Origin of the sequence: Trabulsiella odontotermitis (assembly GCF_001188485.1) — a bacterium.
GTDB classification, from domain to species: Bacteria; Pseudomonadota; Gammaproteobacteria; order Enterobacterales; family Enterobacteriaceae; genus Trabulsiella; species Trabulsiella odontotermitis_A.
Window position 1 is genome coordinate 125,359 of record NZ_JNGH01000085.1, and the last position, 14,195, is coordinate 139,553.

Annotated in this window: 15 protein-coding genes and 1 pseudogene; 9 read left to right on the top strand and 7 right to left on the bottom strand. The window is 54.5% G+C overall.

What is annotated here, in order from left to right:
• Positions 1-4: 4 nt before the first annotated feature.
• Entirely contained in the window at positions 5-1,402 is a 1,398-nt protein-coding gene (gene dnaA, locus GM30_RS11665; protein ID WP_049848755.1) for a chromosomal replication initiator protein DnaA, read from the bottom strand.
• A 326-nt stretch (positions 1,403-1,728) separates the two neighbouring features.
• Between dnaA and GM30_RS27940 the strand changes: the two genes are divergently transcribed.
• From GM30_RS27940 to GM30_RS11690, 8 genes and pseudogenes are all read left to right on the top strand, one after another.
• Positions 1,729-1,809: a hypothetical protein gene (locus tag GM30_RS27940; RefSeq protein ID WP_420341001.1), complete on the top strand. Its 81-nt coding sequence runs from the start codon at positions 1,729-1,731 to the stop codon at positions 1,807-1,809.
• A gap of 229 nt (positions 1,810-2,038) precedes the next feature.
• The gene (gene rpmH, locus GM30_RS24360; RefSeq protein WP_000831330.1) at positions 2,039-2,179 is read left to right on the top strand and encodes a 50S ribosomal protein L34; all 141 of its coding nucleotides are present in this window, start codon (positions 2,039-2,041) and stop codon (positions 2,177-2,179) included.
• Between the two features lie 17 nt (positions 2,180-2,196).
• A complete protein-coding gene (rnpA, locus tag GM30_RS11670; protein WP_049848756.1) occupies positions 2,197-2,556 on the top strand; it encodes a ribonuclease P protein component in 360 nt (119 codons plus the stop codon).
• On the top strand, positions 2,520-2,777 hold the full coding sequence (yidD, locus tag GM30_RS24365) for a membrane protein insertion efficiency factor YidD (RefSeq protein WP_072092080.1): 258 nt from the start codon (positions 2,520-2,522) through the stop codon (positions 2,775-2,777). Before rnpA ends, yidD begins: the two co-directional genes overlap by 37 nt.
• 2 nt (positions 2,778-2,779) lie before the next feature.
• Positions 2,780-4,426, top strand: a complete 1,647-nt coding sequence (yidC, locus tag GM30_RS11675) for a membrane protein insertase YidC (protein WP_049848757.1) — start codon at positions 2,780-2,782, stop codon at positions 4,424-4,426.
• A 63-nt stretch (positions 4,427-4,489) separates the two neighbouring features.
• Entirely contained in the window at positions 4,490-5,854 is a 1,365-nt protein-coding gene (mnmE, locus tag GM30_RS11680; RefSeq protein WP_049848792.1) for a tRNA uridine-5-carboxymethylaminomethyl(34) synthesis GTPase MnmE, read from the top strand.
• Positions 5,855-6,005: 151 nt separating this feature from the next.
• Positions 6,006-6,749: a 4'-phosphopantetheinyl transferase family protein gene (locus tag GM30_RS11685; RefSeq protein WP_049848758.1), complete on the top strand. Its 744-nt coding sequence runs from the start codon at positions 6,006-6,008 to the stop codon at positions 6,747-6,749.
• A 30-nt stretch (positions 6,750-6,779) separates the two neighbouring features.
• A pseudogene (locus GM30_RS11690) lies at positions 6,780-7,306 on the top strand (NADPH-dependent FMN reductase).
• A 45-nt stretch (positions 7,307-7,351) separates the two neighbouring features.
• Here the strand turns inward: GM30_RS11690 and GM30_RS11695 are convergent.
• Complete coding sequence (locus GM30_RS11695) at positions 7,352-8,689, bottom strand: NCS2 family permease (RefSeq protein ID WP_049848759.1); 1,338 nt, start codon at positions 8,687-8,689, stop codon at positions 7,352-7,354.
• Between the two features lie 167 nt (positions 8,690-8,856).
• Here GM30_RS11695 and yieH point away from each other — a divergent pair, with 167 nt between their 5' ends.
• On the top strand, positions 8,857-9,522 hold the full coding sequence (yieH, locus tag GM30_RS11700) for a 6-phosphogluconate phosphatase (RefSeq protein WP_049848760.1): 666 nt from the start codon (positions 8,857-8,859) through the stop codon (positions 9,520-9,522).
• A gap of 48 nt (positions 9,523-9,570) precedes the next feature.
• Here yieH and phoU read toward each other — a convergent pair whose 3' ends face one another.
• The 5 genes from phoU to pstS form a co-directional block, all read right to left on the bottom strand.
• Positions 9,571-10,296: a phosphate signaling complex protein PhoU gene (gene phoU, locus GM30_RS11705; protein ID WP_049848761.1), complete on the bottom strand. Its 726-nt coding sequence runs from the start codon at positions 10,294-10,296 to the stop codon at positions 9,571-9,573.
• A 13-nt stretch (positions 10,297-10,309) separates the two neighbouring features.
• Positions 10,310-11,083: a phosphate ABC transporter ATP-binding protein PstB gene (gene pstB / locus GM30_RS11710; protein WP_049848762.1), complete on the bottom strand. Its 774-nt coding sequence runs from the start codon at positions 11,081-11,083 to the stop codon at positions 10,310-10,312.
• 47 nt (positions 11,084-11,130) lie between these two features.
• Complete coding sequence (gene pstA / locus GM30_RS11715; RefSeq protein ID WP_049848763.1) at positions 11,131-12,021, bottom strand: phosphate ABC transporter permease PstA; 891 nt, start codon at positions 12,019-12,021, stop codon at positions 11,131-11,133.
• The gene (pstC, locus tag GM30_RS11720) at positions 12,008-12,967 is read right to left on the bottom strand and encodes a phosphate ABC transporter permease PstC (protein WP_049848764.1); all 960 of its coding nucleotides are present in this window, start codon (positions 12,965-12,967) and stop codon (positions 12,008-12,010) included. The genes pstA and pstC overlap by 14 nt, the downstream gene beginning before the upstream one ends.
• A gap of 83 nt (positions 12,968-13,050) precedes the next feature.
• Complete coding sequence (gene pstS, locus GM30_RS11725) at positions 13,051-14,091, bottom strand: phosphate ABC transporter substrate-binding protein PstS (RefSeq protein WP_049848765.1); 1,041 nt, start codon at positions 14,089-14,091, stop codon at positions 13,051-13,053.
• Between the last annotated feature and the right edge of the window lie 104 nt (positions 14,092-14,195).

The window sequence follows — 14,195 nt, forward strand, 5'->3', positions numbered from 1 at the left end:
AGCGTCACGAAGATAATGTTCTGATTAAGTTTGAGAAATCTTCTTTGATGTCGTGGCTTTCTTCACGCAACTGTTCGATTTTACGACACGCGTGCAGCACGGTGGTATGGTCGCGGCCACCAAACGCATCGCCAATTTCCGGCAGACTGTGGTTGGTTAACTCCTTTGCCAGCGCCATCGCCATCTGGCGAGGACGTGCGACCGAGCGGGAGCGGCGCTTGGAAAGCAGATCCGCTACCTTAATCTTGTAATACTCTGCCACCGTCTTTTGGATGTTGTCGATGGTGACCAGTTTTTCCTGCAGCGCCAGCAAATCACGCAACGCTTCACGCACGAAATCGATAGTGATCGCCCGGCCGGTAAAATTGGCGTTGGCGATGACGCGGTTCAGCGCCCCTTCCAGCTCACGAACATTGGAACGCAGACGTTTGGCAATAAAGAACGCAACCTCACCCGGCAGACGAATGTCGTTTTCGTCGGCTTTTTTCATCAGGATCGCCACGCGGGTTTCCAGCTCAGGCGGTTCGATCGCCACCGTCAGCCCCCAGCCGAAGCGAGATTTCAGACGATCTTCAACGCCATTGATCTCTTTCGGATAGCGATCCGAGGTCAGGATGATCTGTTGATTGCCTTCGAGCAGGGCGTTAAAGGTGTGGAAAAATTCTTCCTGGGATCGTTCTTTATTGGCAAAAAACTGGATGTCATCGATAAGCAGCGCGTCAACGGAACGGTAGTAGCGCTTGAACTCTTCGATGGCGTTGTTTTGCAGCGCTTTGACCATGTCCTGTACAAAACGCTCTGAGTGCATGTATACCACTTTGGCATTCGGCTTACGGGCCACGATGCCGTTACCAACCGCGTGCAACAGGTGCGTTTTACCGAGACCGGTGCCACCGTACAGGAACAGCGGGTTATAGGCGCCGCCGGGGTTATCCGCCACCTGACGGGCTGCCGCGCGCGCCAGCTGGTTGGATTTACCTTCGACGAAGTTATCAAAGGTGTGCTTAACATTGACGTTAGAACGGTAGGTCGGTTCCGCTGGAGCCGGGACGTTATCCCAACCCGGACGCGGCGCGGGCGCGGTGCGTGGCATTTGAATCTGCGCCACCTGGGCTGGCGCCGCCGCATGAACCGGCTCTTTCACCGTTTGCGCAACGGGTTTTGTGCCAACTTCAAAGCGTAACTGAGGGGCGTCCGTACCGCAGAAATCGTTAAGCAGGCCGTTGATATTATTCAGGTATTTGTCTCTTACCCAGTCAAGTACAAAACGATTTGGCGCGTACAAAGCCAGCGTGTTATCGCTCAGTTCCGCCTGCAACGGGCGGATCCACATGCTGAATTCTGTGGCTGGTAACTCATCCTGCAATCGGGCAAGACACTGCTGCCAAAGCGAAAGTGACACGGCGGACTCCACTCGAACAAAAAGAAAAAAAGAAAACGATCGTGATTGTTGGCACACGTCGAATGTACGCCTCGGCCCGGTTAAGGTTGAAGCGTTGTTGACCCTGCGCAAAAGGGTGACGTGCGAACCGCTGTGCGCGGTTTTTTTACCCGGCCAGGATCTAAAGATCGCGATCGGGACCGCGGATCATAGCGTAATCTGAACCAGAGATCTTCTGTTTCTCACAGATTCTTCCCTGTTTATCCACAGGAAGGATCGAAACCGGATAAGTGTAAACGATCCTGGCACGAGTGAAGCAGGATTTAGGCCGCATATTGGAAAAATTAATGAGTAATGCCGAATTTTGGTTTAAACGATCTAATAAAGATCCTGCACGATCCTTGCGCTTTAAGCGGGAGGCCGTATAATCCCCCACCCGGCGCGTAGAGCCCGCGTTCGTGTATCGACGACAGCGCATTTTTTGCACGTAAAAGTGCGGAATTACGCGGGAAATAAGGTAAAGAGAATTGACTCCGGAGTGTACAATTATTACAATCCGGCCTCTTTAATCACCCAAGCTGAAGCGTAAGTCGTTCGAATGTTGTTCGGGTATACGCAAAAGTCAGTGAATTTATTCAAGTTTAGGTAGAAATCGCCATGAAACGCACTTTTCAACCGTCTGTACTGAAGCGCAACCGTTCTCACGGCTTCCGTGCTCGTATGGCTACTAAAAATGGTCGTCAGGTTCTGGCACGTCGTCGTGCTAAAGGCCGCGCTCGTCTGACCGTTTCCAAGTAATAAAAGCTAACCCCTGAGTGGTTAAGCTCGCATTTCCCAGGGAGTTACGTTTGTTAACTCCCAATCATTTCACATTCGTCTTCCAGCAGCCACAACGGGCTGGCACGCCGCAAATCACTATCCTCGGCCGCCTGAATTCGCTGGGGCATCCCCGCATCGGTCTTACTGTCGCCAAGAAAAACGTGAAACGCGCTCATGAACGCAATCGGATTAAACGTCTGACGCGTGAGAGCTTCCGTTTACTTCAGCACGAACTCCCGTCAATGGATTTCGTGGTGGTGGCGAAAAAGGGGGTTGCTGACCTCGATAACCGTGCTCTCACGGAAGCGTTGGAAAAATTATGGCGCCGTCACTGTCGCCTGGCTCGCGGGTCCTGATAGCCCTTATCCGGGTCTATCAACGCCTGATTAGTCCGCTACTCGGGCCACATTGCCGTTTCACCCCAACCTGCTCTCAATACGGAATTGAGGCATTGCGCAGGTTTGGAGTGATAAAAGGCAGTTGGTTGACGGTGAAACGCGTATTAAAATGCCACCCTTTACACCCGGGTGGAGACGACCCCGTCCCACCAGGACCATTTGATACCAGAGAACACTAACGATGGATTCCCAACGCAATCTTCTTATCATCGCTTTGTTGTTCGTGTCTTTCATGATCTGGCAAGCGTGGGAGCAGGATAAAAATCCTCAGCCCCAGCCGCAACAGACCACGCAGACGACGACCACCCCAGCGGGTAGTGCAGCAGACCAGGGCGTACCGGCCAGTGGCCAGGGGAAACTGATTACGGTTAAAACCGATGTGCTTGAACTGACCATCAACACCAGCGGTGGTGATGTTGAGCAGGCACTGCTGTTGGCATACCCGAAAGATCTGGGTTCCAATGAACCGTTCCAGTTGCTGGAAACGACGCCACAGTTTATCTACCAGGCGCAGAGCGGCCTGACTGGACGTGATGGCCCGGACAACCCGGCCAATGGTCCTCGTCCTCTGTATAACGTTGATAAAGATGCGTTTGTACTGGCTGATGGCCAGAATGAACTGGCAATCCCGCTGACGTATACCGACAAAGCCGGTAACACCTTCACCAAAACCTTCACCCTGAAACGCGGTGAATACTCAGTGAATGTGGGCTATGACGTGAAAAACGTCGGCGAGAAACCGCTGGAACTGGCCTCTTTCGGTCAGCTGAAGCAATCCATCAATCTGCCGTCTCACCGCGACACTGGCAGCAGCAACTTTGCGCTGCATACCTTCCGCGGCGCGGCGTACTCTACGCCGGACGAAAAATACGAAAAATACAAATTCGATACTATCGCCGACAACGAGAACCTGAACCTGAATGCCAAAAATGGCTGGGTAGCAATGCTGCAGCAGTATTTTGCAACCGCATGGGTTCCGCGTAACGATGGCAACAACAACTTCTACACCGCGAACCTGGGCAACGGCATTGCCGCGATCGGCTACAAATCTCAGCCGACGCTGGTGCAGCCGGGCCAGAACGCAACGCTGAACAGCACCCTGTGGGTCGGTCCGGAAATTCAGGATAAAATGGCTGCCGTTGCGCCGCACCTGGATCTGACCGTTGACTACGGCTGGTTGTGGTTCATCTCTCAGCCGCTGTTTAAGCTGCTGAAGTGGATCCACAGCTTCCTGGGCAACTGGGGCTTCTCCATCATCGTTATTACCTTTATCGTTCGTGGCATCATGTACCCGCTGACCAAAGCGCAGTACACCTCCATGGCGAAGATGCGTATGCTGCAGCCGAAGATTCAGGCAATGCGTGAGCGTCTGGGCGATGACAAACAGCGTCAGAGCCAGGAAATGATGGCCCTGTATAAAGCCGAGAAGGTAAACCCGCTGGGTGGCTGCTTCCCGCTGATCATCCAGATGCCTATCTTCCTTGCGCTGTACTACATGCTGATGGGCTCCGTTGAGCTGCGCCACGCGCCGTTTGCGCTGTGGATCCATGACCTGTCCGCACAGGACCCGTACTACATCCTGCCGATCCTGATGGGCGTGACGATGTTCTTCATTCAGAAGATGTCGCCGACCACCGTGACCGACCCGATGCAGCAGAAGATCATGACCTTTATGCCGGTCATCTTCACGGTATTCTTCCTGTGGTTCCCGTCAGGTCTGGTGCTGTACTATATCGTCAGCAACCTGGTGACCATTATTCAGCAGCAGCTGATTTACCGTGGTCTGGAAAAACGTGGGCTGCACAGCCGCGAGAAGAAAAAGTCTTAATACGCTTCATTCTTCAAGCCAGAAGGCGGTCTAATGACCGCCTTTTTTAATACGAGTGATTTTATGAGCCATAACGACACTATCATCGCCCAGGCAACCCCACCGGGACGCGGTGGTGTGGGCATCCTGCGCATCTCCGGCCTGAAGGCGCGGGACGTTGCGCACGCCGTGTTGGGTAAACTACCAAAGGCACGCTACGCCGATTATCTGCCGTTCAAAGACGCCGACGGCACCGCGCTGGATCAGGGCATCGCGCTGTGGTTTCCCGGCCCGAACTCTTTTACCGGTGAAGACGTGCTGGAGCTGCAAGGCCACGGCGGACCGGTGATCCTCGATCTGTTGCTCAAACGTATTCTGACGCTGCCGGGCGTGCGTATCGCAAAGCCGGGAGAGTTTTCCGAACGCGCCTTCTTAAACGATAAGCTTGATTTAGCCCAGGCAGAGGCGATTGCCGACCTGATCGACGCCAGTTCGGAACAGGCGGCACGTTCTGCCCTGAATTCGCTGCAGGGGGCGTTTTCCGCGCGGGTCAATCATTTAGTGGAAGCACTCACTCACCTGCGAATCTATGTAGAAGCTGCCATCGATTTCCCGGACGAAGAGATCGACTTTCTGTCGGACGGTAAAATCGAAGCGCAGTTGAATACGGTTATCGCCGATCTCGACGCTGTACGCGCCGAGGCGCGTCAGGGCAGCCTGCTACGTGAAGGGATGAAAGTGGTGATTGCCGGGCGACCTAACGCCGGGAAATCGAGCCTGCTGAACGCGCTGGCTGGCCGCGAAGCGGCGATTGTCACCGACATTGCCGGTACCACTCGTGACGTGTTGCGCGAACATATTCACATCGACGGTATGCCGCTGCATATCATTGATACCGCCGGTTTACGCGACGCCAGCGACGAAGTGGAGCGCATCGGCATCGAACGCGCCTGGCAGGAAATCGAGCAGGCGGACCGCGTGCTGTTTATGGTTGATGGCACCACCACTGACGCGGTAGATCCGGCCGATATCTGGCCCGATTTTATTGCCCGTCTGCCTGCGAAACTGCCGATCACCGTCGTGCGCAACAAAGCAGACGTCACCGGCGAAACGCTGGGCTTCAGCGAAGTGAATAACCACTCACTTATTCGCCTCTCCGCGCGGACCGGCGAAGGCGTGGATACGCTGCGTAACCATCTCAAACAGAGCATGGGCTTTGAAACCAACATGGAAGGCGGTTTCCTGGCTCGTCGTCGTCACTTACAGGCGCTGGAAGAGGCAGCGAATCATCTGCAACAAGGCAAAGCACAGCTGCTTGGTGCCTGGGCAGGCGAACTGCTGGCGGAAGAGCTGCGGCTGGCGCAGCACAACTTAAGCGAAATCACCGGCGAATTTACGTCGGATGACCTGTTGGGGCGGATCTTCTCCAGCTTCTGCATCGGGAAATAATTTGTGAGCGATTCGGCTAATGTGACTAAGGAAATGTAAAAGTCATGCCTGAATGCTTTTCAGACAGGTTTTTCCGCATTAAAACCTGTCCATTATCGGCGATAATACATTACCCGGCGTTAACCATTGTCCATTAATCAGGGAGCGAAAAATGGCCACTCACTTTGCAAGAGGCATACTCAGCGAGGAACACCTCGCTTCGGTACGACTACCCTCAACCATTCACCACGCGGCACGGCGGCTGCCGGAGCACCGGCGTGCCCGTTTTATGGGGTCACGCGCGCTGCTGGCTGAACTGATGTTCATGCTTTACGGTATTAGTGAGCTTCCGGAAATCATCACGCAGCCTAACGGAAAACCGGTGTTTGCCGATGCGGAACTACCGGGTTTTTCCGTCGCCTATACCGGCAATATCGTCGGCGTGGCGCTGGCAACAGAGGGCAATTGTGGCCTCGACATGGAATTGCAGCACACCAGCCTCAGCAGCGCCAGCGTCCCGGAAGAGTATCCTTTCACCAGTAACGAAAGTCTGTGGATTGCCAATCAAAACGATCCCCACGAGGCGCGCACTCAGCTGGTTGTCCTGCGTCAGAGCGTGCTGAAAATGTCCGGTCACGCCACAGAGGATTCCCCCCGTTTATTACAGCTGCTTCCCGGCTCAGGGCGTTTACGCTCGGCAAAGGTCATGCAGATCGAGGCGATTTGCGATGCCGAAGATATTCTGGTGTGGTCGGTTGCCACCAGCCCCGCTATCGAAAAACTGAGTCTGTGGGAATATGATGGCAAAAACGGCTGGAGCAGCCTGCCGGATGCCCAGACACGCGCCAATGAGCCTGCCGCACGCCTGATGCGATTTACCAGCCTGCCTGCCGAAAAAGCCCTTATAATCAACTGACCTGTCTTCTCATGATGCAAAGGAGTAATCATGTCTGAAACGTTGAATGTTGTTACGTTACTGGGGAGCCTGCGTAAAGGCTCATTTAACGGTATGGTGGCTCGCACCCTGCCTAAAATCGCGCCAGCGGGAATGGATATCACTGCACTGCCGTCGATTGGCGACATTCCGCTTTATGATGCGGATGTGCAGCAGGAAGAGGGTTTTCCGCAAAGCGTTGAAGCGCTGGCCGGGCAGATTCGCCAGGCCGACGGCGTGGTGATTGTCACGCCGGAATATAACTATTCGGTGCCGGGCGGGCTGAAGAACGCCATCGACTGGCTGTCCCGTTTGCCTGACCAGCCGCTGGCGGGGGAGGCGCTCGCTGTCAGTATCACCTGCGGCAGATCCTGGTGTTCCTTGACGCCATGGTGATGAACAAGCCGGAATTTATGGGTGGGGTGATTCAGAACAAAGTCGACCCGCAAACGGGTGAAGTGATTGATCAGAGCACGCTGGATCATCTGACCGGTCAGCTGACCGCCTTTGGTGATTATATTCAGCGGGTAAAAGCATAACGTCTTTATGCAGACCCTCTCCCCTGCGGGGAGAGGGTGTATCGATTAGTGCGCGTCGATAAACACAATCTTCAGAACAAACAGTAGCGCGACGATAATCACGCACGGGCTGAGATCGCGGAAACGACCGGTACCGATTTTCATCACGCAGTAAGAGATAAAGCCCAGCGCAATCCCTTCGGTGATAGAGAAGCTGAACGGCATCATCACCGCCGTAATAAACGCCGGAACGGCCTCGGTAAGGTCATCCCACTTCACGCGCGACAGACTAGAGGTCATCAGCACACCAACGTAAATCAGCGCGCCTGCGGCCGCGTATGGCGGCACCATGCCTGCCAGCGGGGAAAGGAAAATCACCAGCAGGAACAGCAGACCGACGATCACCGCCGTCAGACCCGTACGACCGCCAACGGAGACGCCGGATGAGGATTCGATGTACGCGGTAACGGATGAGGTACCAATGAACGACCCGGCGACGGACGAGATACTGTCCACATACAGCGCCTGCTTCATGCGCGGGAATTTACCGTTCTCATCGGTCAGACCGGCTTTGTCGGTCACACCAATCAGCGTGCCTGAGGAGTCGAACAGGTTGACCAGCATAAACGAGAAGATCACCCCGGCCAGACCGATGTTCAGCGAACCAGCGAGATCGACATGACCCAGCACGGTGGTGACGCTCGGCGGCGCGGAGACGATACCGTTGTAATGAACATCGCCCATCAGCCAGCCCAGCAGCGTGGTCACGACGATAGACACCAGCACCGCCGCATGAATATTGCGGGACGCCAGAATCGCAATAATGAAAAAGCCCAGCACGCCAAGCAGTACGTTATGCGACGTCAGGTTGCCAATGGTCACCAGCGTTTCCGTGTTGGCAACAATCACTCCGGCGTTTTTCAGCCCCATCATGCCGATAAACAGGCCGATACCACTGGTGATGCCCACGCGCAGGCTGACCGGGATATTAGCGATCATCCAGTAGCGGATGCGAAAAACGGTCAGCAGCAGCAGACCCACCGCACCCCAGAAAATGGCGCCCATTCCGACCTGCCACGGCAGGCCCATCGCACCGACAACGACAAACGCGAAGAAGGCATTAAGCCCCATCGCAGGCGCCAGCGCTACCGGCAGATTGGCAAACAGCCCCATCAGGATGCTGCCGAACGCGGCGATAAGACAGGTGGTCACAAACACGGCGCTGGTATCCATTCCCGCGGCGCCAAGAATTTGCGGGTTAACAAAAACGATGTACACCATCGTCAGGAAAGTCGTAAAGCCGGCGATGACTTCGGTGCGTGCCGATGTCCCGTGTTCGCGCAGTTTGAACACGCGCTCAAGCAGTCCCTGACCAGAGGCCTGGGTAGTGTGTTGTTGACTCATCTTCTGGTTCCGAGCAAAGGAGGGAAAATTCGTCGCTATCCTACCCCAAAATGCGACAATAGGGAGAATTAACTCGCACTTTTTTTATTGGTTTTTCTTATACGGCAACGATTGCGTTGCGCAATTTTCATCAGGTAAACGATAAACTTGTTATAACAGGAAACGGCATGACCAACATTGAAGCGGTATTTTTCGACTGTGATGGTACGCTGGTCGACAGTGAAGTGATTTGTTCCCGCGCCTACGTCTATATGTTTCAGCAGATGGGTATAACGCTTGATCTCGAAGAGATTTTTAAACGCTTTAAGGGCGTGAAGCTCTACGAAATCATCGATACGATCAACGCCGAACATGGGGTAAATCTGCAGAAAGCGGATTTAGAGCCTCTTTACCGCGCCGAGGTCGCACGCCTGTTCGACAGCGAACTGGACGTCATTGAGGGGGCAAATGCGTTGCTGGATGCGGTTACCGTTCCAATGTGCGTGGTGTCTAATGGCCCGGTCAGCAAAATGCAGCATTCGCTGGGAAAAACCGGCATGTTGCATCATTTCCCGGAAAAACTGTTCAGCGGTTACGATATCCAGCGCTGGAAGCCCGATCCGGCGCTAATGTTCCATGCGGCAAAAGCGATGAACGTGAATCCGGAAAACTGCATTCTGGTGGATGATTCCAGCGCGGGCGCACAATCCGGCGTCGCGGCCGGAATGGAGGTGTTTTACTTCTGTGCCGACCCGCACAACCCGCCGATTGATCACCCTAAGGTGACGACGTTCAGGGCATTATCGGAACTGCCTGCGCTGTGGAAAGCGCGCGGCTGGAAGGTGACTCGCTAACTATCGCAGGCCCGGTAAGCGCAGTGCCACCGGGCCTTTTAACACCGATCACTCTTTCGGATCTTTACCCGCCAGCAGCTTGTCCAGCTCATCGCCGCCCACGTGACGGAAATCCTGCCCTTTCACGAAGTAGAAAATGTACTCGCAGATGTTCTGGCAGCGGTCACCGATACGCTCGATGGAGCGCGCGCAGAACAGCGCCGTCAGGACGCTTGGAATAGTACGCGGATCTTCCATCATGTAGGTCATCAGCTGACGCACAATGCCCTCGTACTCCTGATCCACTTTTCTGTCTTCACGATAGATACGCACGGCTTCATCGATATCCATCCGCGCGAAGGCGTCCAGCACGTCATGCAGCATCTGCACAGTGTGGCGACCCAGCGATTCCAGGCTCACCAGCAGCGGCTGGTGCTGGTGGGAGAATTTCTCCAGCGCGGTACGGCAAATCTTGTCCGCCACGTCACCAATGCGCTCCAGTTCAGCGATAGTCTTGATGATCGCCATCACCAGGCGCAGGTCGCTGGCGGTGGGCTGGCGCTTGGCAATAATGCGCACGCAGGCTTCATCGATGGCCACTTCCATCATATTAACCTGCTTGTCACCGTCGATAACGCGCTTCGCCAGATCCTGATCCTGATTATGCATTGCCGTAATCGCGTCAGAGAGCTGCTGTTCCACCAGCCCGCCCATGGTCATCACCTGGGTGCGGATATGCTCCAGTTCTGCGTTGAACTGGCCGGAAATATGTTTGTTGAGATTAAGGTTGTCCATCGCTAACTCCAAATCAACCGTAGCGGCCAGTAATATAATCTTCGGTTTGCTTCTTAGCAGGCTTGGTGAATAAATCATCCGTATTGCTGAATTCAATCAGCTCACCAAGATACATAAACGCAGTGTGGTCGGAGCAACGTGCCGCCTGTTGCATGTTGTGCGTCACGATCACGACGGTGTAATCCTGCTTCAGCTCGGTGATCAGCTCTTCGATACGACCGGTGGAGATAGGATCCAGCGCGGAACACGGCTCATCCAGCAGCAGCACTTCCGGGCGAATCGCAATGCCACGCGCGATGCACAAACGCTGTTGCTGACCCCCAGAGAGAGAGTATCCACTCTGGTGCAACTTATCTTTGGTTTCGTTCCATAATGCGGCTTTGGTCAACGCCCACTGCACGCGCTCGTCCATATCGGCACGGGACAGCTTCTCAAACAGACGCACGCCAAAGGCGATGTTGTCGTAGATGGACATCGGGAACGGCGTCGGTTTCTGGAAGACCATACCGACTTTAGCGCGCAGCAGCGCGATATCCTGGGTATTGGTGAGAATATTGTCACCATCCAGCAGGATTTCACCTTCCGCACGCTGCTCGGGATAGAGCTCATACATTTTGTTGAAGGTACGCAGCAGCGTCGATTTACCGCAGCCTGAAGGTCCGATAAATGCCGTCACCTGATTCTTTGCGATGTCCAGGTTGATGTTCTTAAGGGCATGGAATTTGCCGTAGTAGAAGTTCAAATCACGAACCGAAATCTTACCCGGGGCAGTATTAGCCATACTCATCTCACTCTTTTCCTCATCCGGCGCCGTCCATAACCACGCCGTAAAAATTAACCGTGTTTACTCTTGGCAAAAATGATGCGCGCCAGAATGTTCAGCAACAGGACGCACAGGGTGATGATCAATACCCCGGCCCAGGCCAGCTGCTGCCATTCAGCAAACGGGCTCATCGCAAATTTGAAAATGGTCACCGGCAGGTTAGCGATAGGCTGCATCATGTCGGTGCTCCAGAACTGGTTGGAAAGCGCGGTGAACAGCAACGGCGCGGTTTCCCCGGCGATACGCGCCACCGCCAGCAGCACACCAGTCAGGATGCCGGAAACGGACGCTTTCACCGTGATGGCGGAAATCATCTTCCATTTCGGCGTTCCCAGGGCATACGCGGCTTCGCGCAGGCTGTCCGGCACCAGCTTTAACATATTCTCAGTGGTTCGAATGACAATCGGCACCTGCAGCAGGCCCAGCGCAATCACCCCGGCCCAACCGGAGAAGTGCTCCATTTTGGCCACCACGATGGTGTACACGAACAGGCCCACTACGATGGACGGCGCAGAAAGCAGAATGTCATTGATGAAACGAATAAATTCCGCCAGCAGAGATTTACGGCCATATTCCGCCAGGTAAATGCCCGCCATGATGCCCAGGGGCGTACCGAAGATGGTGGCCCACAGGATCAGTAACCCACTGCCTGCAAGGGCGTTCGCCAGACCGCCACCCGCGGTATTTGGCGGCGGCGTCATTTCGGTGAACAGCGCCAGTGACATGCCGTCAAAACCGCGCGAAACGGTTGAGACCAGGATCCAGATAAGCCAGAACAGGCCGAACGCCATGGTCGCCATCGACAGCGTCAGGGCGATACGGTTTTTCGTACGGCGGCGAGCCTGCATTTTGCGGCGGGATTCCGCCAGTTCAGCGGTCGTTTGCATTTCAAGAGTCGCCATTAACGCGCCCCAGACGCAGGATCATGAATTTCGAGGCAGCCAGAACAATGAAGGTGATAACGAACAGAATCAGACCCAGTTCCATCAGCGCCGCGACATGCAGGCCGGATTCCGCTTCTGCGAATTCGTTAGCCAGCGCCGAAGTAATACTGTTGCCCGGCATATACAGCGAAGCGCTGTCGAGCTGGTAGGTGTTACCGATGATAAAGGTCACCGCCATCGTTTCACCCAGCGCGCGGCCCAGGCCGAGCATAATGCCACCGATCACCCCATTTTTGGTGAACGGCAGCACGATACGCCAGATGACTTCCCAGGTCGTACAGCCGATGCCGTACGCAGACTCTTTCATCATCACCGGCGTTTGTTCAAACACATCGCGCATCACTGCCGCAATGTACGGGATGATCATGATGGCAAGGATAACGCCAGCGGCCAGAATACCAATGCCGAACGCCGGGCCGGAAAACAGCGCGCCCACAAACGGGATATTTGACAGCACATTGCCGACCGGCTCCTGAAAATACGTGGCGAACAGCGGCGCGAAAATAAACAGCCCCCACATACCGTAAACGATACTGGGTATTGCCGCTAACAGCTCAATCGCGATACCCAGCGGGCGTTTCAGCCAGGCCGGGGCGAGTTCTGTCAGGAACAGTGCGATGCCGAAACTCACCGGAACGGCGATCAGCAGCGCGATAAAGGAGGTGACCAGCGTACCGTAGATAGGGACCAGCGCACCGAAGATGTCATTTGGCGCATCCCACTCTTTGGTCCACAGAAACGAGAAGCCAAATTTCTGAATGCTTGGCCAGGAGGAGATGATCAGGGAAACGATGATGCCACCCAGCATCAATAGCACAATCAGCGCAGCCAGTTTTACCAGCGCACTGAATATCATGTCACCCTGTTTACCCGGTGGGTTAAAAGCAGGCTTGGTTGCAGCCATAAGTTACTCTTCAGTTATTTACGTCTTACGAAACAGGCGGGTGAGCGCACGCGCTCCCCGCCATCTTCGTCAACTATATCCTGTTAGTACAGCGCTTTGCCGCTGCTATCTTTCACGTTGGTTTTCCATGCAGCACGAACCTGCTCAACCACGCTGTCCGGCAGGGTCGCATAATCCAGTGCGTTCGCTTCTTTTGCACCGTTTTTGTACGCCCAGTCGAAGAATTTCAGCACTTCAGTGCCCTGCTCAGCATTTTTCTGATCTTTGTGCACCAGGATGAAGGTAGTGGAAGTGATTGGCCACACGTCCGCACCTTTCTGGTTGGTCAGGTCCTGAGCGAAAGATTTACTCCAGTCAACGCCTTTCGCGGCGTTAGAGAAGCTCTCTTCGGTCGGGCTGACGTCAGCACCGTCGGCAGATTTCAGCCTGGTGTAGGTCAGGTTGTTCTGCTTAGCGTAAGCATATTCAACATAACCGATAGAGCCCGGCAGACGCTGTACGAACGCGGCGATGCCGTCGTTACCTTTACCGCCCAGACCGGTCGGCCAGTTAACGGTTGAACCAGCACCAACTTTGGATTTCCACTCTTCGTTTACTTTCGCCAGGTAGCTGGTGAAGACGAAGGAGGTACCCGAACCGTCAGCACGACGAACAACCGCGATATTCTGAGAAGGCAGTTTTTTGCCCGGGTTCAGCTTTGCAATCGCTTCATCATCCCATTTTTTGATTTTGCCGAGGTAGATATCCCCCAGGGTTTTACCGTCAAGCACCAGCTCGCCAGATTTGAAGCCAGGCAGATTTACCGCCAGCACCACGCCGCCGATCACGGTCGGGAACTGGAACAGCCCTTCCTGCTGTAATTTGTCATCCGCCAACGGAGCGTCAGACGCGCCGAAGTCTACTGTGTTTGCTGTGATTTGCTTAACGCCACCGGAGGAGCCGATACCCTGATAGTTGATTTTGTTACCCGTTTCTTTCTGGTAGGTATCAGCCCACTTGGCATACACCGGCGCAGGAAATGTTGCGCCAGCGCCAGTCAGGCTTGCTGCTGCGAAAGCAGAGAAAGCGCTCATCGATAAGGTCGCGGCGACAACAGTTGCGACAGTGGTACGCATAACGTTCATAATGTCTCCTGCAAGATTTGTGTAAATCGTTGTTTAAGTGGCTACGATGAGCAAAATAGGACAAAGAGGTGACAGTTATATGTACGGTTTATGACAGTTTAATG